Consider the following 19730-nt stretch of genomic DNA (forward strand, 5'->3'; position numbering starts at 1 on the left):
ATCAACCATGTGCGGAATCGTTGGCGCCGTTGCCGAACGTAATATCACGGCCATCCTCGTCGAAGGCCTCAAGCGTCTGGAGTACCGTGGCTATGACAGCGCGGGCGTGGCTGTTTTCAGCAACGACGGCCAGCTTGAGCGCCGCCGCCGGGTCGGTAAGGTCAGCGAACTGGAACAGGCCTTGGCCGCCGAACCGCTGGCTGGCCGTCTGGGCATTGCCCACACCCGCTGGGCGACCCATGGCGCACCGACTGAACACAACGCCCACCCGCACTTTTCCGCACATGACCTCGCAGTTGTCCACAACGGCATCATCGAGAACCACGAAGCCCTGCGCGGGCAGCTTCAGGGCCTGGGCTATGTGTTCAGCTCCGACACCGACACTGAAACCATCGTCCACTTGCTGCACCACACCCTCAAAAGCATTCCGGAACTGGCCGATGCGCTCAAGGCGGTAATCAAGCAACTGCACGGTGCCTATGGCCTGGCGGTGATCAGCGCCAGCCAGCCGGACCGTATCCTGGCTGCGCGCAGCGGCAGCCCGCTGGTGATCGGTCTGGGTCTGGGCGAGAACTTCCTGGCCTCCGACCAATTGGCACTGCGCCAGGTCACCGACCGCTTCGTCTACCTGGAAGAAGGCGATATCGCTGAGATTCGCCGCGACAGCGTGCAGATCTGGTCGGTAGACGGCCAGCCGGTGACCCGTGAAGTGGTGCAGTACCACGAGGGCGCAGAAGCCGCTGACAAAGGTGAGTATCGCCACTTCATGCTCAAGGAAATCCACGAGCAGCCCAAGGTCGTACAGCGCACCCTGGAAGGCCGTCTGGGTCAGCAACAGGTGCTGGTCCACGCGTTCGGCCCACAGGCTGCCGAGTTGTTCGCCAAGGTGCGTAACGTGCAAATCGTTGCGTGTGGCACCAGCTACCACGCCGGCATGGTCGCCCGTTACTGGCTCGAAGGTCTGGCGGGCATTCCGTGCCAGGTCGAAGTCGCCAGCGAATTCCGCTACCGCAAGGTGGTGGTGCAGCCTGACACCTTGTTCGTGACCATCTCCCAGTCCGGCGAAACCGCCGACACCCTGGCGGCCCTGCGCAACGCCAAGGAATTGGGCTTTCTGGCCAGCCTGGCGATCTGTAACGTCGGTACCAGCTCGCTGGTACGCGAATCAGACCTGACCCTGCTGACCCAGGCCGGCCCGGAAATCGGCGTGGCCTCCACCAAAGCCTTCACCACCCAACTGGTTGCGCTGCTGCTGCTGACCCTGTCGCTGGGTCAGGTCAAAGGCAGCCTGCAAGCCGGTGTCGAAGCCGAACTGGTCGAAGAACTGCGCCGCCTGCCGGTGCGCCTGGGCGAAGCCCTGGCCATGGACAGCATTGTGGATAAAGTCGCCGAACTGTTCGCCGAGAAGCACCACACCCTGTTCCTCGGCCGGGGCGCGCAATTCCCGGTGGCGATGGAAGGTGCGCTCAAACTCAAGGAAATCTCCTACATCCATGCTGAAGCCTACCCGGCCGGCGAGCTCAAACACGGCCCGCTGGCACTGGTCGACGCCGACATGCCGGTGGTCACCGTGGCGCCGAACAACGAACTGCTGGAAAAGCTCAAATCCAACCTGCAGGAAGTCCGCGCCCGTGGTGGTGAGCTGATTGTGTTTGCCGACGAGAAGGCTGGCTTGAAGAGCGGCGAAGGCATCCACGTGATCGGCATGCCGCACATCAGCGACACCCTGGCGCCGATCCTCTACACCTTGCCTCTGCAGTTGCTGTCGTATTACGTGGCGGTGTTGAAGGGCACTGATGTGGATCAGCCGCGTAACTTGGCGAAGTCGGTGACTGTGGAATAGGTTATCCACAGGTTGCGGGCGACTGGCCAGAGCGAATAAAGGCTCCCCTTAAGGGGGAGCCTTTCATTCATCTCGATCATTTAGTTATCGATCAGGATTTCTTCATAGCCAGCCTGGCGGCCTGCTGTGCCTCCCCGGCTGACAGGGTTCCATTTCTGGACTGCTTGTCCAACGTGTTGTTAGCAGTCATCAGATTGGCGGTGAGGGTGGCGAGTTCGGACTGCAGGGAGCCGACCTGAGACTGTTTGATCTCTGGGCTAAGGCTTTGATCAGCGATAACTTCCTGCATCTGCGCCTGCTTTTCTTCGATCTTCTTTTGCAACTCGCGAATCATCTTCAGCAGCTTTTGTGTCTGGTCCGGAAGCCCGCTCGATTCAATGTCTGCGTTGGGGTTGGCATTTTGTTCATCGGACGATTTCTGGAGCCCTTCGCCTGAAAGCGAGACCTTCACACCTTCAGGTCGTTCGACGGCAGGCGAGCTGGCAGAAAGGGTGTTCTGGGTATCGTTCGCCTGAGCTTTATCCACCGCTGCATTAGAAAGCAGAGTCATGCTGGCAGACGTCGATGTGCCTATGATCATCTTCTCATCCGTTGATCAGGTTTGAGGGTTATATGCAGCTACCATCGGCCTGGATTGGTGGTTCTTTAGCTCGTAAATACCCTCGGGCATCACGACAGCAATGCTCCTGGCAGTGAGCAGGTCTGGAAATTCTGTTGATAACCCAGCCACAGACCCTGAGGTATGATGCCGCGCCCCATTCTCCCTGCCCAACCTGCCGGTTCTCTATGACCTCCAATGCGCTGTATACCGATCTGTCTGGCTACTACGACCTGATGTGCGCCGACATCGACTATCAGGCGCAAAGCCGGGGTATTGGCCGGCTTCATCAGTTGTTCGGCAATCGCGGGGTCAATCATCTGGACCTGGGTTGTGGCACCGGGCCGCATATTCGGCATTTTCTCGATTCCGGCTACCGCAGCGCGGGTCTGGATATCAATCAGCCGATGCTCGATATCGCGGCGCAGCGTTGCCCCGAGGCCCGCTTCATGTGTCAGGACATGGGCGCTTTCACGGTCAGCGAACCGCTGGATCTGGTCACCTGTTTTCTCTACTCCATCCACTACAACGCCGACGTCGAACGGCTCAAAGCCTGTTTTGCCCGGGTGCATGCCGCGCTGGGCGACGGGGGTGTGTTCTGTTTCAACTCGGTGGACAGACAATGTATCGACAACGGCTCGTCGGTGGGCCACACGGCGACTCAAGGCACTAGCCAGTTTTCCTTCGGCTCGGCCTGGCACTACCCAGGCGAAGGTCAGCGGCAGTCGCTACGCCTGCGTATCGACAAGACCTGTGATGGGGTGACCCAGACCTGGCGCGATGAACACCCGATGGTGGCCACCAGTTTCGCCGAGTTGCAGGCATTGCTGCAGCCATGGTTTGAGGTGCATATGTTTGAACACGACTACGAAAAGATCGCCGCCTGGGATGGGGTGGGCGGCAATGCGATTTTTGTTTGTGTGAAAACCACTGATTGAACGCGCATTGCTGGCGGGCATGGACGGCGGGGTGAAGGAAACGACAGCTCCAGGAAACTGCGCAGGCAGCATGGCCTGCGGCAGATTCCCGGAGCCGGGGTTTATGTCTGTGCCTGGGTACTTACGCCGGCGCGGCCAGTTTCTCTTCCTTGCGGGGGCGCATGCCCAGTAGCGAAGCGATGACGATCAGCATACCGCCGGTCCACGACACCAGGGTCAGTTGTTCATTGAGCCAGAGGACCGCGAAACAGGCACCGAACAGCGGTTCCATGCCCATCAGCAAGGACGCCCGCGTGGGACTGGTGTGTTTCAGTGCGTAGTTCTGGGCAAAGAATGCGAACAGTGTGCAGAACACCACCAGATACACGGTTGCTATCCAGAACGACGGCGCATCGGGCAGCGGCGGGATAGCCCCTGCGGTGATCAACAGCAGGAGCAGGCTGCCGAACCCGACCACGCCCACTTGCACTGCAGTAATCGCCAGCGCTGGTATCTTCGAGTTCTGCAGCAGAATCTTGGTGAGGCAGACCATGAAGGCACGCAAGACTGCCGCCATGATCATCAGCCAGTCACCCGGGTTCATCTGCATCCCTTCGGCCCCGGTCAGAAGCACCGCACCCAGCAGCGAAACCCCGGTGATGACGAACATCTCGACGCTTGGGCGTTGGCGAAAGATCAGCCATTCCACAAACGGGGTGAACACCACGCACAGGCTGATCAGAAAGGCCGCATTGCTCGCCGAGGTCTGCGCCATGCCGAAGGTTTCGCAGAGGAAAATACCTAGCAGCAACGTGCCAAGGATAAGCCCGGAAGGCAGCGCGCTTCTCAGGTGTCCGCGCAGCGTGGGCAACAACAGAACGAAGGTCATGATGAAGCGCACACTAAGGAACCCGATCACCGGATAGAACGCCAGCGCGCCTTTGGCGACACCGTAACTGGTCCCCCAGACAATCGCCACGCTGAGCAGCATCAGTTCGGAAACTCTCATTTTTGACAGCGTCATGCTGGCGACTCCATACGGGTGAACGCGATGATCAGGGCATCTCGATAGCCTTCCTCACCCGACTGCGCGCAATCTATTGGCGACACCTCGTGCAGAACCTGCCGGTCGTCAGCGACGATCATGTCCAGGCATCTGGCAAGCATGCCTTCAAATAGCGTGGTGTTGTCTGGCGAAGAGACGCGCGTGATGCCGCCGGTAATGCCGACCCGCCGCACCAGCATCATGATGATGTAGTCCACCCCGTCGCGGTGACGGCCTTCAGGCGTGGGCTTACCCTGCTCGTAGTCATTGGTGACGATACGATAAGGATGCAGGCGGATGTTCCACCGGCAGCGTTGCCCTTGCGCCTCGTCGAATATGCCCGCCATACCGGCGAGCAGTGCGCTGAAGAAAGGGTGGTCGACAAAGCCTTGCTCCAGAGGCGGGAATTGACGTGCGACGCCACCATTGAGCGTGTTGATGTTCTTGGGCTGCTCGTAAGGCGTGTGCGGCAGTTTCTTCAGGCTGCCGCCCTTCTGGAATTCAAATTCGCTGTAACGCCGGTAACGATATGTGCCGTGATCGGCCATGTGCTCGTCGAGCGCAAGCCCCTCCCAGTAAGCGGCAAACTCCTGCCAGCTTTCGTCGTCCAGGTTGAACCAGCGGGCCACATCGGTACTGCGGCCAAATGCCCAGCCTTGGCTACGCAGGTCGGTTCCGAGAATCAATTGCCCGGCGTGGCTCAGGCAAATCTCTGTCGTAAACACAGTCATCAGGCCACTCCTTGCAGTTTACGCACCGGTTGTGGCACGTGCGCACCATGCATATCCGCCAGGCTGCGACTGGCGCGCTCCTGTGCAGTTTCCTTTTCCCAACCGTCCCGGTCGGTCAGATAGAGCGCCGACGAGGCCTGGATAGCGGCAAGCTGAGCGCTGCCGGTGCTGAGCTTGAGCCTTACCTTGCCGTTGATTGCCTTGCTGGTTTGCTGGATGAAGGCATCAATCGAAGCCTTCAGCGGCGAGAACCAGCGCCCTTCGACGGCTTCACGCACCCAAAGCTGCTCAAGGGTGATCTTTTCCCGAATCAGGTCGGCATCCAGTACCGCCGTTTCCAGAGTTCGATAGGCCAGCATGAGCACTGATGCTGCTGGCGCTTCCCTGACTTCGAATACCTTTTCACCACCTTCCAGATGCTCAAGACCACTGTAACGGCCAATCTGGAAGCTGCCGGCCAGATAGTTGGCTTTATGAATAAGCTCCTGCAACGGCAGTACCTGACCATTGAGCGAGAACGGTCGGCCACCGCGGAACTCGATTTCCATTTCTTCGCCTGCACGGGGATGGGATGTGCTGGTCCAGGAGTAGATGTCTTCGGTAATGCAGAAGTCTTCAGGGTTATCCAGCTTGCCGGATTCATACTCGCGCACCCAGAGGTTGGCATCGCCACTCATGCTGCGTGACTGGAACCCGCCTAGCCCGATTGCATTGAGCTCTGCGATCTTTTCCTCTCGGGTAAGCGCCGAATACTCATACGGACTTCCGGCGAAGCCGGTAAAACCGAGTTGCTTGATGGCGCCGTTAAGGCGGCGCAGGCTGTTCTGCGACTGATTGGCGGTATGCAGGATGGCGCCGCAGCCCAGTTTATGCGCCGTCTCCACCGCTATCTGGGCAATGATCGGTCGCGAAAGGGAAGAACTGATCGGGTACATGCCCAGATACTGAGCGTTTGACTGAAGTGCCGGCAGGACTGCTTGCTCCACGAAAGTGCTGCAGCCATCCACCTGCTTCAGCGTTACGCCAAAAAAACCGGTAATTCTCGACAGCTCTGCGTGGTCAATGCCTTCGCCCACATCCACGGCCAGTGCGGTGACTTTGCAGCCGAGCGAGGACAGCTTGTGCAGCAGGTAGGTGCTATCCAGGCCACCGCTAAAAAGAGTCAGGATGTGTTGAGTCCGATGCGATACGAACAGCAGGTCTTCCAGACTACGAACATCCATTCCACGGGCCATTCCAATTATCCTCAAGGCGGGCTGATCTGGACTTTCCTGTCCAGTGCCGGAATTATTGGCGTGACCCGGGCTGATAATTAGCCCTACCTTCAGGACAACAGTTTTGCGCTACGAGAACGAATCTCCTCTTCGGCTGATGCCGCACATGCTGGTATTCGCGAGGGTCGTGGAGCTGGGCAGCTTTTCTGCAGCGGCCGGATCGCTGGGGCTTACACCTTCTGCGGTAAGCCGACAAATCACGGCACTGGAGCAGGCGCTGCGGGTCAAGCTGCTGGAACGAACCACGCGCAAGCTACGGCTTTCCGAAGCCGGTACCGAGATTTTTGCCCACTGCCTGGAAATGGCCAAAGCCGCCCGTTGTGCACAGGATGTGGCGGAGCGCTTTGTCAGCAGTCCACAGGGCCAGGTGAAGATCAGTGCACCGAAAGCCTTCGGCAAGATCCTCATCAGCCCGCTGATTCCTGAGTTCCTGCAGCGTTATCCCAAAGTGGACGTGCAATTGATGCTGACCGATCAGCCCGGCCACTTGCTCGACGACTTCGACCTACTGGTGCGGATCACCGACATGCCACCCTTGGGCCTTGCCGCCCGCCCGCTGTGCGATGTGCAGCACGTACTTTGTGCAAGCGAGCACTATCTGGCGCAGGCCGGAACGCCTGCCCATCCGGCAGACCTGGCTTCTCATAGCTGCATCTATCTGGGAGAAACGCCCAGTGATAGTCGGTGGCAACTCAGGCATCTGGAAACGGGTGAAAAAGTCACTGTCGGCGTCAAAGGCAGGTTCTCCAGCAACCATAGCGAGGTACGACTGGGCGCCGTTCGCGCCAATCTCGGTATTGGTTGCCTGCCGATATTCACGGCGGCCGAGAGTCTGTCGAGCCATCGCCTGGTCGAGGTCTTGCCCGAATGGCGGTATGAGACGACTTATCATGGAAGGGCCTGGATTCTCTATCCTCCAAACCGTTACCTGCCGCCCAAATGCCGGGTATTGATCGACTTTCTGGCGGAAAAACTCGCTGAACCCTTGCCTTGCTGAGCAAGCTACCCCAGGTATGCGGCGCTTATCCGAACAGCATTGGTTTTAACTGCAATATTGGTCAGTTAGACCGGTGGGGTGGGCTTGCCGGAGTGCCGGACCACAACGAAGACGGCGGCACATTCACAACAGATGTAATGTCTTTACTGGCGTCTTCGCGACCAAGGTCGCTCCCACAAAGGCATGCGGCGCTTATCTGAACGGTATTGGTTTTAACTGTGGATAACCCGAAGAGTCGAGTTTTCCACAAGTGAGTTCACTCTCATCCTTACAAATGAACTCGTGGTTCTGATCAATCAGTTGGATCTGGATGGGGCAGCAGAAAAAATTCAGGTATTGCGCTTACGCCAAGCGACATCTGAGAAGGGCGTACTTAGCTAGCTAACGGTTTGAAATATAAGACATTAGTAAGCTATTCATATCGACGCGGCGATGCCCGCAGAGACGTTTTAATTCCAGAAAGGAATAAAAAACTCGATATCTATTTTTAAATCTAAATAGGCGAGGGTGTCTTAGAGTGCTAATCTAATTGAAAGAAATAAATTTCGCAATCCGAAAAAACAAAAAAAGGTGCGAACATGAATTCCAAAGCCGCAAAAGAAGCAGGGTCCACACAAGAGCTGGACGACAAGAAAGCCCGTAGTACCGTGCAATCCCTGGCCAAAGGGTTTCGTGTGCTTGAGGCATTTTCTGCCGAGAATGAAGAGCTGACGTTAAGCCAGATTGCCGCTGCGGCTGATCTGGACCCTGGCACCACGTTTCGGATGCTCAATACGCTGGTTGATCTCGGTTACGTTTCCAGGATCCCTGAAAGCAGACGTTTCGCGTTGACGCTGAAGATCCTTGATCTGGGTTTTCACGCCATTGCACGCACTGACCTGCGCAGTATCGTCAGGCCTATCCTGCGTACGCTGGTCGGTCAAGTGGGGGAGGCGGCCAGTTTTGCTGTTTTACAGTCGGCTGACGTGCTTTATCTGGAGCGGGTCAGGGCCGGCGTCACGCGGTTGGGTGTCGACATTCGAACAGGCACCACTGTGCCTGCTGCTCAAACTGCAATAGGCCAATCGATCCTGGCCTTTCTTCCCGAAGTTGAAGTCAACCGTATCCTGGCCATACCGCAACTGGCCCCTTTCATCATGAAGCCACATGCCTCGGACGTTCCACTGCATGAACAACTGAGCCAGATCCGTGAACGCGGGTTCATCCTGACCAACTCCTTGTTTACTGAGGGATTGCGAATACTCGCTGTTCCGGTTCTGGACGTGGACGGTTATCCCGTCGGCGCAATCAGTATTGCGGCGCCGACGGTTCGTTGCACGGCTGAAGAACTTGAACTCCGTGCGCTGGCGTTAACCCAACGCGCGGCGAAGTCCATAGGTAAAGCACTTGAAGCCAATGGCAGTGTGGGTGCCAGTACCTACGGGTAGATAAATAGAGCGCTTCTCGCGCTCATCAAAACAACGTGTGAGTGCTCTGTGTTTTTCACGGTGTGTAGGCGCTCGCCCTCTGAAAGTAAAAATAATAAGAGGAAGGATCATGTTGATACAGCAAGTCGCTTCATCGCCTCACGCCGAGGTGGACAGTAAGACGCACGTGATAGAAGGGCAGGCAGGCATCAGTGCCCGGCTTGAACGGTTACCGGTTACCCGCCAAGTGTTCTGGGCACGCAATGTGATCGGCGCGGCCACGTTTTTCGATGGTTACACCGTCATTGCTATTGCCTATGCCATGCCGGTATTGGCCAAAGAGTGGAGCCTGACACCGGGTCAGATTGGCTTGATTCTTTCGGCCGGCTATTTGGGGCAGTTATTCGGGGCGTTGTTCTTTGGCTGGCTGGCTGAGCGTATTGGCCGGATGAAAGTCCTGACCTTCACCATCTTGCTGTTCGTTGCCATGGACGTTGCCTGCCTGTTTGCTTCCGGTGCGGTGGCAATGATGGCGTTCAGATTCATACAGGGCATAGGCACGGGAGGAGAGGTACCGGTGGCGAGTGCCTACGTCAATGAGCTGATCGGCTCCAAGAAACGAGGGCGTTTCTTTCTGCTCTATGAGGTGATGTTCCTGCTTGGTCTGGTCGGCGCCGGCATTATCGGTTACTTCCTGGTACCGGTGTATGGCTGGAAAGTCATGTTCGCTGTCGGTCTTGTACCTGCTGCGCTGTTGATCCCGCTGCGCTTCTTCCTCTTTGAATCGCCACGTTGGCTGGCATCCAAGGGCCGTGTTGAAGAGGCCGATCGCATCGTGAGCCGGTTGGAGCAGAGCGTTATCAAGTCTGGCAAAACCCTGGCTCCGGTCGTCGAAATGCCCATGGCTGCGCGGCCAAATGCGGCCCAAGGCTGGCGTGAGCTGTTCAAGGGCATGTACTTCAAGCGTTCGCTGGTGATTTGGGCCATGTGGTTCGGTTCCTACATGGTTGCCAACGGCCTGATTACCTGGTTGCCGACGCTGTATCGTCAGCATTTCCATCTGCCGCTTGAAACCAGTCTTGCCTACGGTTTCATGACTTCGGCTGCCGGGGTGGTGGCGGCTGTCATCTGCGCGCTATTGATCGATAAGGTCGGGCGGCGCCGCTGGTACATCGGAGCATTGTTCTGCGCTGCCATACCTCTGGGGCTGCTGGCCGCCACCGGCGCTACTACGCCCTTGCAGATTCTGATGATGGCCGGCCTGGGTTATGCCATGTTGCAGACCGTAACGTTCTCGCTTTATCTGTACTCGGCTGAACTCTTTCCAACGCGTTTGAGAGCACTGGGAACAGGCATTGGCAGTGCCTGGCTGCGCCTGGGGTCGGCCATGGGCCCCTTGGTCGTGGGCGTCGCGATATCCGGAGCCGGTGTGCATTACGTATTTGGCACGTTCGCCATTGTACTGTTGATAACCGGGTGTATTACGGCGCTGTTTGCAATTGAAACCAAGGGACGAGTTCTTGAGGAACTATCACCTTGACGCTGTAAGTGATCGTTAAACGCTGTCTAGTAATAAACAACAAAAATTCAAGAAATGCATTGATGTGTTTCTTGCGCCCCTGCACGCGTAGCTGTGGACTATTGGTAAATAAAGAGGAAATAAAAATGAGCACTAAAAATACCATCGACCTTAAAGGCCTTGTTCCTGCCCCTATTACACCCTTTACTCGTGATGGCAAACTTGATTTTGCCGCCATTCAAAAGCTGGGTAGCTGGCTGGGCAGTTTCGAAGGCGTCAAAGGTCTGGTTGTGTTGGGCCATGCCGGTGAGGGCACTTTCTTGACTCAGGCTGAACAGGCTCAGGTGATCCGCGCATTCAGCGAGTCGGTTGAAGGTCGCTTGCCAATTATCGCCGGCATCACTGGCGAGGGCACTCAGGTGGCGGCCGAAGAGGCCAAGCGTGCGGTGGATAACGGCGCTGCCGCAGGCCTGGTTTATCCTTCCCACGGCTGGTTGCGCTTCGGTTATCAAAAAGGTGCTGCCCAAGACCGTTACCGGGCCATTTATGAGCACAGCGGCCTGCCACTGATTCTGTTCCAGTACCCGGATGTCACCAAGGCCACTTACGACCTGGAAACCCAGCTGGATATCGCCCGTCAGCCAGGCGTATTCGCCATGAAGAACGGCGTGCGCAACATGCGTCGCTGGGATACCGAAATCCCGGTAATCCGCAAAGAAGTGCCAGACCTGCAAATTCTGACCTGCCATGACGAATACTTGCTGCACACCATGTTCGATGTAGACGGTGCGCTGGTCGGTTACGGTGGCCTGACCCCTGAGCCGTTGATCGAACTGATTGCCGCAGGCAAACGCAGGGACTACCCGGCAGCCCGTGCCATCCACGACAAGCTGCTTCCTGTTACCCGCAATGTCTACCATCGCGGCTCGCACATGGAAGGTACTGTGGCCCTCAAACATGGCCTGGTGACGCGCGGCATTCTGGACCATGCGACCGTACGCTCGCCGCTGCTGCCCCTGGCTGAGGGCGCCGATCAGGAAATCGCGGCTGCTCTGCGTTCTGCTGGCCTGGTTTAAGCGCTGACGCAATGCTGTGCAGGCATTGCGTGACGTCGTGCCATCTGGACGGGGCCTTGTTGATACGAGGCCCTGCCCATAATTTCAAGTTTCAGTCGCGACTTTATCAATAGCTCCGTTCTCCCAGAGAGACGAAGTGATATTTGCCCTTCTGGCGTTCAGCGGTTGCCCACTCCCTTAAATAAAAACAACAGGGGATATCATGATCATGAACATTCGTCGTTGCCAGGCCATCAGCGTGGCACTTGCGGTCTTGCTGTTTCAATCTCACACGCTGGCGCAAGGTCTTATTGAAGACAGTCGCGCCACTCTTAATTTTAGAAACTTCTACTTTGAGCGTGATTTCACCTCGGCCGCCGCGCGCCCTCAGGAAGCCCGAGAGTGGACCCAGAGCTTTATTCTGGATCTGCGTTCGGGCTTCACCCCTGGCACTGTCGGGTTCGGCGTCGATGTATTGGGTAAATATGCGATCAAGCTCGACGGAGGTGCCGGTCGTTACGGCGCGCTGTTATTACCCAGGGATGCCGATGGTGATCCGGCTGGCAGCTTTGGCCGATTGGGCGTAGCGGTCAAGGCTAAAATCTCGGCCACCGAACTTAAAGTCGGTGAATGGATGCCGAACCTGCCTTTGGTTACCGCTGACGACTTCAGAGCGCTGCCGCAAACCTTCAAGGGGGCGCAACTCTCGTCGCAGGACATCAATAACTGGACGTTGTATGCCGGTGAGTTCACCAAAACCAGCCTGCGTAATGACTCCTCGATGGAGGATCTGGCTTACGCGGGAGCATCCAGCGACTCGTTCAAATACCTCGGTGGTGACTATCGCACCCCATCAAAGAACACAACGCTGCGTCTGTGGGCGGGTGAACTGAAAGATATTTATCAGCAGCAATACATCGGTCTGAATCAACGCTTCGCGCTCTCTGAAGGCATCAACCTGAACGCCAACCTGGGCTACTTTCGCGGCCAGGATGACGGCAGTGCCAAAGCCGGTCGGCTGGACAACCGCACCGCTTCTGCCCTGGTCGGGCTGAACGTCCGCCAGCACACGGTGAGTGTCGGTCTGCAGCAGGTCAGTGGTGATAGCGGCTGGATGCGGATTGCGGGCACCGGCGGCATCTACCTGGCCAACAACACGTTCAACCATGCGTTTGACAACCCACGGGAAAGATCCTGGCAATTGCGTTACGACCTGGACTTTACCGGTTATGCAATACCGGGGCTGACCCTGATGACCCGCTATGTCCAAGGCGATCATGTAAAGCTCAGAGGCGTGGACAACGGCTCCGAATGGGTACGTGAAACCGAACTGGGTTACGTCGTGCAGAGCGGCGTGATGAAAAACGTCAGCCTGCGCTGGCGCAACGCAAGTGTTCGCAGGGACTTCAATTCATCGGATTACGACGAAAACCGGATCATTCTGAGTTATCCGTTGAAACTGCTGTAGGGTCCGGGCTTCGATGACTGCCTTGTGGATAAGGCTCTTTTCATGGCTTATCCACACCGTCAGAGTTGCCGACAGCGGCCACCCATGAAGGCTTTAAACCGACCCCTGTCACTCATCCTCAAAGATGAATTCGTAGTTCTGGTCAATCAGTTGCTTGAGATAGTCATCAAAACTGGCGGCAATCACCTTGTAGCTATCCGGGTCGTGCAGGTAGCGCACCACCTGACCCACGCTGCCGCCTGCTGCCGGGTTGAAGTCGATGTATAGCCGCGACGTCCCGCCGTTGTTCATGCACTGCGAAAAGCACAGACGTTCGCCCATGGCCAACTGACCGTCGATGGCAGGATCGAGCAGTTCAGGGTCTTCGTCGACGTAGTCGCCGTACACGTCGGCAATGCTGTCGTTGTATTGCCCGGCCTCTTCAAGGATCTGCTCCACGGAGCTGAGGTAGTAGGGGTACTCGAAGACGTCCGAGCCCAATACCAGTACAAAGACTTCGCCATTGGGGTACTTGCGAAAATGCGTGCCGTCGAGGCGGCCCAGCAGTTCCAGCAGGCTGGCGGGTGCCTGTGGATAACGTGCCAGGAGTCTGCTCAGATCGGCTTCTGAGGCGCCGTGGCTGTGTTTGAGCTGTTCAAGATCTTGCGCAGGCAGGGCCTGGTACAGGCCGGTGAGGTAGGTATCGACGATGGACATGGCTGGGCCTGTGTGCAAATGAATTCAGAGGAGGTACTGCGACCGGCCTTGGGCCTTGCCGGTTCCGCAGGGCACTCACTTATTGCGCGGCTGCAAGATGCTGGCGCAAAACCTTCAGACGTTGCAGCAGGTTCAGAATGTAGCCCCTTTCGATGACCGATCCGTGGTGGCCGTCGCAAAAGCGCTCGCCGCGTACGCACCAGGTCAGCATGCTTTTCAGCTCGTCCAGCGTGGCGTTGGCGACCCGTTGCGGGTCGCCAAGCATGGCACCTGATTCGGCGATGCCGTAGTTGAAGTCTGTCCAGCAGTCTTTGCCAGCTGCGCTGAAGAATGCGTTGACGACGTCGGCATACACCGGCCAGCGCCCGTCGTGATACGAGACAATGGCTTCGATAGGGCGGCCGCCGGGGTACAGAAACGGCTGAAAACCCAGCAACTCATCCAGGTCGGCAGGTTGTGGATCCAGTTGCGCAGGCATATAGACATCCATGAAGGGGCGGGGGACCTGTCCAGGCGCTCGACAGCTGTTTGCTGCTGCTTGGAGTGGCGAGCGTGGATCAGGTTCCCGGCTGTTTTCAAGGTGTCTTAGCCACCGACGAAGGCCAGCAGGTCTTCATTGAGTTGCTGTGCATGGGTCACGGCGAAGCCGTGGGGTGCGCCTTTGTAGACTTTCAGTTCGGCGCCGGCGATCTGTTCGGCGGCACGTTTGCCGGTCACCTCGAACGGCACGATGCTGTCGGCGTCGCCATGGATCACCAGGGTCGGTACATCGACCTTGGCCAGGTCCGGGCGAAAGTCGGTTGCCGAAAAAGCAGTCACGCAATCCACCGTGCCTTTGAGCGAGGCCAGCAGGGCGATGTTCAGGGTCTGGGTCAGCACGCCGTCGGAGACTTTCTGGCCGTTATCCAGGCCAAAGAACGGTGTGGCGAAGTCGGAGATAAACTGTGCACGGTCGTTGAGCAGGCCATCCTTGATGCCGTCAAACACTGACTTGTCCACACCCTCCGGGTGGTCGGCGGTCTCGCCGAAGATCGGTGTCACCGCGCCGAGCAACGCCAGGCGCGCCACACGGGAAGTGCCGTACTTGCCGATGTAGCGTGACACATCGCCGCCGCCCATCGAGAAGCCCACCAGGGTGATTTCCTTGAGGTCCAGGTGTTCGATCAGGTCATTGATGTCATCGGCGAAGGTGTCGTAGTCGTAACCTTCCCACGGCTGGGCGGAGCGGCCGAAACCGCGCCGGTCGAAGGCGATGGTGCGATAGCCGCGGCTGCTCAGGTAGTGCATCTGGTACTCCCACATGTCTGCATCCAGTGGCCAGCCGTGGCTGAACAGTACCGGTTTGCCTGTACCCCAATCCTTGTAATAGATCTCGGTTCCATCGCGGGTAACGAATGTACTCATGACAATCTCCACTGATAGGCGGTTGAGAAGTAGTGACCGCAGCCGTGCTGCGGTAATTCACTATGGTTGATGGCGCGGCGGATGGCTTGCACGGGTGTGCTGCTTGCGGTGTGGGCGTTGCTACCGCTACGGGGTAATGCTGATCAGGTAAGCTCAACGCGGTCAGGTGGGAGCCAGCTCTGTTGGCGAAGACGGCGGCAGATTCGAGGCAGATGCTGTGACTTTACTGGCCTCTTCGCGAGCAAGCTCGCTCCTACAGGATTTATGGGGTGCTTGTCCCCTGATGCACCGCCGCGCGAATGGCTTCGAGCAGCATGCTGCATGCCGGGTTGTCGTTGTCGCTGCGCCACACCAGGTGCAGTTCGCTCTGGATGCCTTCACCCAGGTTGATGTCGCGGAACACCACATCGCGAAACACCACGTTGGTGGCGCAGCGTGGCACCAGGGCCAGGCCCATGGCGGCGTTGACCAGCGCCAGGATGGTCAGTGACGAGCCCAGCCACTGCACATATTCAGGGGCTACGCCGGCGGAGCGGAACATGCCGGTGAGCAGTTCGTTGAATGGTGGGTAGGCCGAGTGCGAGTACATCAGAAACGGCACCCCGGCCAGGTCTTGTACTGCGACCCGTTCGCTACTGGCCAGCGGGTGGCTGGCCGGTACGGCGAGGACGAAGGGCTCGCGCACCAGGCATTCGCTTTCATAACCCGGCTGTAGCAAGGGTGCGCGGACGATGCCCAGGTCGATGCGGCGGGCGCGCAGGGCTTCGTGCTGTTGGGCGGTGTTCATTTCGCTGAGGGCGATCTTCACTTGGGGCTGGCTGAGCCGGGCTTCGGCGATGACCCGTGGCAGAAACTCATACACCGCACTGCCGACGAAGCTGATGCTCACCGAGCCGATGTCGCCGCGGGCTATGCGCCGCGCCGCCAGCGCCGCCTGTTCGGCACGCTCCAGCAAGTGCTGGGCCTCAATGAAGAACGCACGCCCGGCGGCGGTCAATGCAACGCTGCGGGTGCTGCGGGTGAATAACTCGACCCCCAGATTGTGTTCCAGCAACTGGATTTGCCGGCTCAGGGGCGGCTGGGTCATGTTCAGCCGTTCGGCAGCGCGACGAAAGTTGAGTTCCGTGGCCACGGTGGCGAAGCAACGCAGTTGGGCGAGTTCGAACATTGATATCTTCCGGGTATCAATCAAGTGTCAGACTGGATTAGACGGGAACAATAGCAGAGCACATGATCGACGCACCTCCACAAAAATAACCATCGGAGCCGTCCCATGCATTCTGTCCCTGCTCAAGCAGACCCCGAACTGGTCGCCCGCGCGGTCGCCAAGGTCAAGCGCCACGTCCTGCCGCTGTTCGTGGTGATGTTCATCGTCAACTACATCGACCGGGTCAATATCGGCTTCGTGCGCAGCCATCTGGAAACCGATCTGGGCATCGGTGCGGCGGCCTACGGGCTGGGCGCCGGGCTGTTTTTCATCGGTTATGCGCTGTTCGAAGTACCGTCGAATATTCTGCTGCAACGCTACGGCGCGAAGATCTGGCTGACGCGGATCATGTTCACCTGGGGCGTGGTCGCCACGGCGATGGCCTTCGTGCCCAATGAAACCTGGTTCTATATCCTGCGCTTTTTGCTCGGTGTGGCCGAAGCCGGGTTTTTCCCTGGTGTGGTGTATTACTTCACCAAATGGCTGCCAGCCGGTGAGCGCGGCAAGGCCATGGCGATTTTTCTCAGTGGCTCGGCGGCGGCCTCGATCATCTCCGGGCCTTTGTCGGGTGCGCTGTTGAACATCGAAGGGCTGGGCATGCACGGCTGGCAGTGGATGTTCTTCATCGAGGGCATGTTCTCGGTGCTGCTGTGCGGTTTTGTCTGGTTCTGGCTGGACTCGCTGCCCAAGGACGCCAAGTGGCTGAGCCCTGCCGAGTGCCAGGCGCTGACCGCCTGCATCGACGAAGAGCAGCGCCAGCGTGAACTGGCCAGCGGTGGCGTCGAGGTGCATCAGTCGTCGCTGCGCCTGCTGCGCGACCCGCAGATCCTGCTGTTCTGCTTTCTGTACTTCTCCATCTCGCTGACCATCTACGGCTGTACTTTCTGGCTGCCGAGCATCATCCGCTCGATGGGCGGGCTGGGCGACTTTCAGGTCGGGCTGTTCAACTCGATTCCGTGGATCATCTCGGTGGTCGCGATGTACGCCTTTGCCAGCCTGGCGGCACGCTTCAAGTGGCAACAGGCCTGGGCTTCGGCGGCCTTCATCATTGCGGCGGTGGGGCTGTTCATGTCGACCACCGGCGGGCCGGTGTTCTCCTTCGTGGCGATCTGTTTTGCGGCCATTGGTTTCAAGGCGGCATCGTCGCTGTTCTGGCCGATCCCCCAGAGTTATCTGGATGCGCGGATCGCCGCCGGGGTGATCGCGCTGATCAACTCGGTGGGCAGCCTCGGCGGCTTCGTCGCCCCGGCCACCTTTGGCTACCTGGAACAGAGCACCGGTTCTATCGAGGGCGGGCTGATTGGCCTGGCCTCGGTATCGCTGATCGCCGGCATTCTGGTGTTTATGACCCGCACCCTCAAAGGTCAGGGCAAGGGCGCCAAGCCAGCTCCATCGGCCAGCGCGGCCTGACTTTCCGACCTTCTCCCGCTCGGGCAGTGCGCTGCCCGAGGCGGACGATTTCGCCCTGCTAACGGAGCCACCTCCTTATGAAAATCAAACAGGTTCGTGTCACCCCGATTGCCTTCCGTGATGCGCCGTTACTCAACGCCAGCGGCATTCATGAACCCTATGCCCTGCGCTCGATCATCGAGGTCGAGAGTGACAGCGGCCTGATCGGCCTGGGTGAGAGTTATGGCGATGCGCCGGTGCTGGCGGTGTTGCAGGCCATGCAAGGCAGCCTGGTGGGCCTGGACCCTTTCGACCTCAATGGCCTGCGCACGCGGGTGGTCAAGACCGTGGCGGGCTTGCAGCCGGTGAGCGGCGGGGCCGAGCTGGCACCGGGGTCGCACCCGAGCAAGCAGGTGGCCAATGCCTATTCGGCTTTCGAGGTGGCGTTTCTCGACCTGCAGGCCCGTTCGCTGGGCATGCCGCTGGTTAATTTGCTCGGCGGGGCCGTGCGTCGCGAGGTGCCGTTCAGCGCTTATCTGTTCTTCAAGTACGCTGAACACATCGGCTCGCCGTATAAACCCGACCGCTGGGGCGAGGGCATCAGCCCGGAGCAGATCGTTGCCCAGGCGCGGACCATGATCGAGGAGAACGGCTTCAAGAGCATCAAGCTCAAGGCCGGTACGATCCTTGGGCCGGAGCATGAAGTGGCGTGCATCGAGGCGCTGCGCCAGGCGTTTCCTGAAGCGCCGCTGCGCATCGACCCGAATGGCAACTGGTCAGTGAACACCTCGCTGCGCATGGCCGAACGGCTGGGCGACGCTCTGGAATACTTTGAGGATCCGTGCCCGGGCCTGGAGGGCATGGCCGAGGTGCACAAGCGCACCGGCCTGCCGCTGGCAACCAACATGGTGGTCACCGATTTCGACGAGTTCCGCCGCAGCGTGGCGCTTAACAGTGTGCAGATTGTTCTGGCCGACCATCACTATTGGGGCGGGTTGCGCGATACGCAGACCCTGGCGCGGATGTGCGACACCTTCGGGCTCGGGGTGTCGATGCATTCCAACTCGCACCTGGGCATCAGCCTGATGGCCATGACCCATGTGGCGGCGGCGGTGCCGAACCTGGCTTATGCCTGCGACACCCATTACCCATGGCAGGAGCCCGATGAAGAGGTGATCAAGGGCGGCAAGCTGCCGATCGTGGGCGGCTGTGTGGCGCTCAGCGATGCGCCGGGGCTGGGGGTGGAGCTGGACTACGACCAGTTGGGCAAGCTCAACGACCTGTACCACAGTTGCGGCATTCGCTCGCGCAATGACGTGACCCAGATGCAGAAATACCGCCCGGACTGGACGGCGCTCAAACCACGCTTCTGAATCAGCAAGCGGGGTCCGGTGCATGACAGGCCAGCGCGGTGCGCGCTGGCAGGTAGGCGTCATGAATACGCGCCACCTCGCCGCTGTCTTGCAGGCTGAGGATGGCCTGGTTGATGGCGGGCAGCAGGGCTGCGTGTTTTTTGTTGAGCATCATGGCCAGCGGCGCTTCGCTGAGCTGGCCGCCGCGGCTAAATTGCGCCGGGTCGATCTGGTGGGTGACGATCAGATAGTTGTACAGGTCATCGACCATCGCCACGGCATCCACCCGTCGTGCCTGTAACAGTTCCAGCAGCGCAAGGTCCTGAGAGGTTTCCAGCTTCATCAAGCGCCCGGCCTCGAACGCCGGGTTCAGACGTGGATAGTTGTAGCCCCGGACCATGCCGATGGTCAGGTTCTGCAAGGTGTCGACCGGCTTGTCCCGGGCCGGGTGATCCTTGGCGAAATACAGGTATTCGCGCACCTTCAGGTACGGCACGGAAAACACATAGCGCTCGGCTACTTCAGGCGTTTGCCAGTTTTTCGATTCGGCATAGCTAAGGTCGAGTTGCTCTTTATCGAGCATGGCCTGCAGGCGATTGACCGGGTAAGACACGAAGCGCGTCTGGATGGCGGCCTTTTCGAGGATTTTCCGGGTGATGTCCACCGCAATGCCTTGCAGGTTCTGCTGCTCGTCGCTGTAGCTGAACGGTCGCCACTCCGAGCCGCCGGCCAGCCAGCTCTGGGCCATGCCGAGGTTTGGCAGGCAGGCCAGCGCGCAGGCCATGATCAGTGTTCGCAAGCCCATGCCTGAATTCCTTTCTAGGTGTCT

General features: G+C 58.7%; 18 protein-coding genes. 9 read left to right on the plus strand and 9 right to left on the minus strand.

Annotation, left to right across the window (positions count from 1 at the left end; genetic code table 11):
- The first annotated feature begins 7 nt into the window (after nucleotides 1–7).
- Nucleotides 8–1843: a glutamine--fructose-6-phosphate transaminase (isomerizing) gene (gene glmS, locus NJC40_RS06060; RefSeq protein WP_253140954.1), complete on the plus strand. Its 1836-nt coding sequence runs from the start codon at nucleotides 8–10 to the stop codon at nucleotides 1841–1843.
- A 91-nt stretch (nucleotides 1844–1934) separates the two neighbouring features.
- Here glmS and NJC40_RS06065 read toward each other — a convergent pair whose 3' ends face one another.
- Entirely contained in the window at nucleotides 1935–2393 is a 459-nt protein-coding gene (locus NJC40_RS06065; protein ID WP_253140953.1) for a hypothetical protein, read from the minus strand.
- A 236-nt stretch (nucleotides 2394–2629) separates the two neighbouring features.
- Between NJC40_RS06065 and NJC40_RS06070 the strand changes: the two genes are divergently transcribed.
- Nucleotides 2630–3379, plus strand: coding sequence for a class I SAM-dependent DNA methyltransferase (locus NJC40_RS06070; protein WP_253140952.1), 750 nt, complete (start codon nucleotides 2630–2632; stop codon nucleotides 3377–3379).
- Nucleotides 3380–3500: 121 nt separating this feature from the next.
- Here NJC40_RS06070 and NJC40_RS06075 read toward each other — a convergent pair whose 3' ends face one another.
- The 3 genes from NJC40_RS06075 to NJC40_RS06085 are packed head-to-tail and all read right to left on the minus strand — an operon-like array spanning nucleotide 3501 to nucleotide 6369.
- On the minus strand, nucleotides 3501–4382 hold the full coding sequence (locus tag NJC40_RS06075; RefSeq protein WP_045485437.1) for a DMT family transporter: 882 nt from the start codon (nucleotides 4380–4382) through the stop codon (nucleotides 3501–3503).
- Nucleotides 4379–5134: a 2OG-Fe dioxygenase family protein gene (locus NJC40_RS06080; protein ID WP_045485439.1), complete on the minus strand. Its 756-nt coding sequence runs from the start codon at nucleotides 5132–5134 to the stop codon at nucleotides 4379–4381. Before NJC40_RS06080 ends, NJC40_RS06075 begins: the two co-directional genes overlap by 4 nt.
- On the minus strand, nucleotides 5134–6369 hold the full coding sequence (locus tag NJC40_RS06085; protein WP_045485441.1) for an argininosuccinate synthase-related protein: 1236 nt from the start codon (nucleotides 6367–6369) through the stop codon (nucleotides 5134–5136). The genes NJC40_RS06080 and NJC40_RS06085 overlap by 1 nt, the downstream gene beginning before the upstream one ends.
- Before the next feature lie 145 nt (nucleotides 6370–6514).
- Between NJC40_RS06085 and NJC40_RS06090 the strand changes: the two genes are divergently transcribed.
- The 5 genes from NJC40_RS06090 to NJC40_RS06110 all read left to right on the plus strand — a co-directional run bounded on the left by NJC40_RS06090 (nucleotide 6515) and on the right by NJC40_RS06110 (nucleotide 12853).
- The gene (locus tag NJC40_RS06090) at nucleotides 6515–7405 is read left to right on the plus strand and encodes a LysR family transcriptional regulator (protein ID WP_253117794.1); all 891 of its coding nucleotides are present in this window, start codon (nucleotides 6515–6517) and stop codon (nucleotides 7403–7405) included.
- Nucleotides 7406–7983: 578 nt separating this feature from the next.
- Entirely contained in the window at nucleotides 7984–8832 is an 849-nt protein-coding gene (locus NJC40_RS06095; protein WP_253140951.1) for an IclR family transcriptional regulator, read from the plus strand.
- A 37-nt stretch (nucleotides 8833–8869) separates the two neighbouring features.
- A complete protein-coding gene (locus tag NJC40_RS06100; RefSeq protein ID WP_253117792.1) occupies nucleotides 8870–10351 on the plus strand; it encodes an MFS transporter in 1482 nt (493 codons plus the stop codon).
- Between the two features lie 125 nt (nucleotides 10352–10476).
- Nucleotides 10477–11406 carry a dihydrodipicolinate synthase family protein gene (locus NJC40_RS06105; protein WP_045485448.1) on the plus strand — a complete coding sequence of 310 codons (930 nt, stop codon included), beginning with the start codon at nucleotides 10477–10479 and terminating at the stop codon, nucleotides 11404–11406.
- 208 nt (nucleotides 11407–11614) lie between these two features.
- Nucleotides 11615–12853 (plus strand): OprD family porin, encoded by a 1239-nt coding sequence (locus NJC40_RS06110; protein ID WP_084710217.1) that lies wholly within the window; start codon nucleotides 11615–11617, stop codon nucleotides 12851–12853.
- A 108-nt stretch (nucleotides 12854–12961) separates the two neighbouring features.
- Here the strand turns inward: NJC40_RS06110 and NJC40_RS06115 are convergent, their stop codons facing one another.
- The 4 genes from NJC40_RS06115 to NJC40_RS06130 all read right to left on the minus strand — a co-directional run bounded on the left by NJC40_RS06115 (nucleotide 12962) and on the right by NJC40_RS06130 (nucleotide 16121).
- Nucleotides 12962–13549, minus strand: coding sequence for an SMI1/KNR4 family protein (locus NJC40_RS06115; protein WP_253117791.1), 588 nt, complete (start codon nucleotides 13547–13549; stop codon nucleotides 12962–12964).
- A gap of 79 nt (nucleotides 13550–13628) precedes the next feature.
- Entirely contained in the window at nucleotides 13629–14027 is a 399-nt protein-coding gene (locus tag NJC40_RS06120; protein WP_253140950.1) for a DUF6508 domain-containing protein, read from the minus strand.
- A gap of 107 nt (nucleotides 14028–14134) precedes the next feature.
- The gene (locus NJC40_RS06125; RefSeq protein WP_253140949.1) at nucleotides 14135–14953 is read right to left on the minus strand and encodes an alpha/beta fold hydrolase; all 819 of its coding nucleotides are present in this window, start codon (nucleotides 14951–14953) and stop codon (nucleotides 14135–14137) included.
- Nucleotides 14954–15215: 262 nt separating this feature from the next.
- On the minus strand, nucleotides 15216–16121 hold the full coding sequence (locus NJC40_RS06130) for a LysR family transcriptional regulator (protein WP_253140948.1): 906 nt from the start codon (nucleotides 16119–16121) through the stop codon (nucleotides 15216–15218).
- Nucleotides 16122–16226: 105 nt separating this feature from the next.
- On the opposite strand from NJC40_RS06130, the gene NJC40_RS06135 reads away from it, so the two are divergent.
- Nucleotides 16227–17570 carry an MFS transporter gene (locus NJC40_RS06135; RefSeq protein ID WP_045485456.1) on the plus strand — a complete coding sequence of 448 codons (1344 nt, stop codon included), beginning with the start codon at nucleotides 16227–16229 and terminating at the stop codon, nucleotides 17568–17570.
- A 77-nt stretch (nucleotides 17571–17647) separates the two neighbouring features.
- Complete coding sequence (locus NJC40_RS06140; RefSeq protein ID WP_253140947.1) at nucleotides 17648–18922, plus strand: glucarate dehydratase family protein; 1275 nt, start codon at nucleotides 17648–17650, stop codon at nucleotides 18920–18922.
- Nucleotide 18923: 1 nt separating this feature from the next.
- On the opposite strand, the gene NJC40_RS06145 is transcribed toward NJC40_RS06140, so the two are convergent.
- A complete protein-coding gene (locus NJC40_RS06145; protein ID WP_253140946.1) occupies nucleotides 18924–19706 on the minus strand; it encodes a substrate-binding periplasmic protein in 783 nt (260 codons plus the stop codon).
- Between the last annotated feature and the right edge of the window lie 24 nt (nucleotides 19707–19730).

The sequence above is a fragment of the Pseudomonas sp. 21LCFQ02 genome, from assembly GCF_024129895.2.
In the GTDB taxonomy this organism is placed as follows: domain Bacteria; phylum Pseudomonadota; class Gammaproteobacteria; order Pseudomonadales; family Pseudomonadaceae; genus Aquipseudomonas.

Bases quoted from the DNA above. Each gene is read 5' to 3' on its own strand.
- glmS (WP_253140954.1), top strand. From the start codon at position 8: ATGTGCGGAATCGTTGGCGCCGTTGCCGAACGTAATATCACGGCCATC.
- NJC40_RS06065 (WP_253140953.1), bottom strand. From the start codon at position 2,393: ATGACTCTGCTTTCTAATGCAGCGGTGGATAAAGCTCAGGCGAACGAT.
- NJC40_RS06070 (WP_253140952.1), top strand. From the start codon at position 2,630: ATGACCTCCAATGCGCTGTATACCGATCTGTCTGGCTACTACGACCTG.
- NJC40_RS06075 (WP_045485437.1), bottom strand. From the start codon at position 4,382: ATGACGCTGTCAAAAATGAGAGTTTCCGAACTGATGCTGCTCAGCGTG.
- NJC40_RS06080 (WP_045485439.1), bottom strand. From the start codon at position 5,134: ATGACTGTGTTTACGACAGAGATTTGCCTGAGCCACGCCGGGCAATTG.
- NJC40_RS06085 (WP_045485441.1), bottom strand. From the start codon at position 6,369: ATGGCCCGTGGAATGGATGTTCGTAGTCTGGAAGACCTGCTGTTCGTA.
- NJC40_RS06090 (WP_253117794.1), top strand. From the start codon at position 6,515: ATGCTGGTATTCGCGAGGGTCGTGGAGCTGGGCAGCTTTTCTGCAGCG.
- NJC40_RS06095 (WP_253140951.1), top strand. From the start codon at position 7,984: ATGAATTCCAAAGCCGCAAAAGAAGCAGGGTCCACACAAGAGCTGGAC.
- NJC40_RS06105 (WP_045485448.1), top strand. From the start codon at position 10,477: ATGAGCACTAAAAATACCATCGACCTTAAAGGCCTTGTTCCTGCCCCT.
- NJC40_RS06110 (WP_084710217.1), top strand. From the start codon at position 11,615: ATGAACATTCGTCGTTGCCAGGCCATCAGCGTGGCACTTGCGGTCTTG.
- NJC40_RS06115 (WP_253117791.1), bottom strand. From the start codon at position 13,549: ATGTCCATCGTCGATACCTACCTCACCGGCCTGTACCAGGCCCTGCCT.
- NJC40_RS06120 (WP_253140950.1), bottom strand. From the start codon at position 14,027: ATGCCTGCGCAACTGGATCCACAACCTGCCGACCTGGATGAGTTGCTG.
- NJC40_RS06125 (WP_253140949.1), bottom strand. From the start codon at position 14,953: ATGAGTACATTCGTTACCCGCGATGGAACCGAGATCTATTACAAGGAT.
- NJC40_RS06130 (WP_253140948.1), bottom strand. From the start codon at position 16,121: ATGTTCGAACTCGCCCAACTGCGTTGCTTCGCCACCGTGGCCACGGAA.
- NJC40_RS06135 (WP_045485456.1), top strand. From the start codon at position 16,227: ATGCATTCTGTCCCTGCTCAAGCAGACCCCGAACTGGTCGCCCGCGCG.
- NJC40_RS06140 (WP_253140947.1), top strand. From the start codon at position 17,648: ATGAAAATCAAACAGGTTCGTGTCACCCCGATTGCCTTCCGTGATGCG.
- NJC40_RS06145 (WP_253140946.1), bottom strand. From the start codon at position 19,706: ATGGGCTTGCGAACACTGATCATGGCCTGCGCGCTGGCCTGCCTGCCA.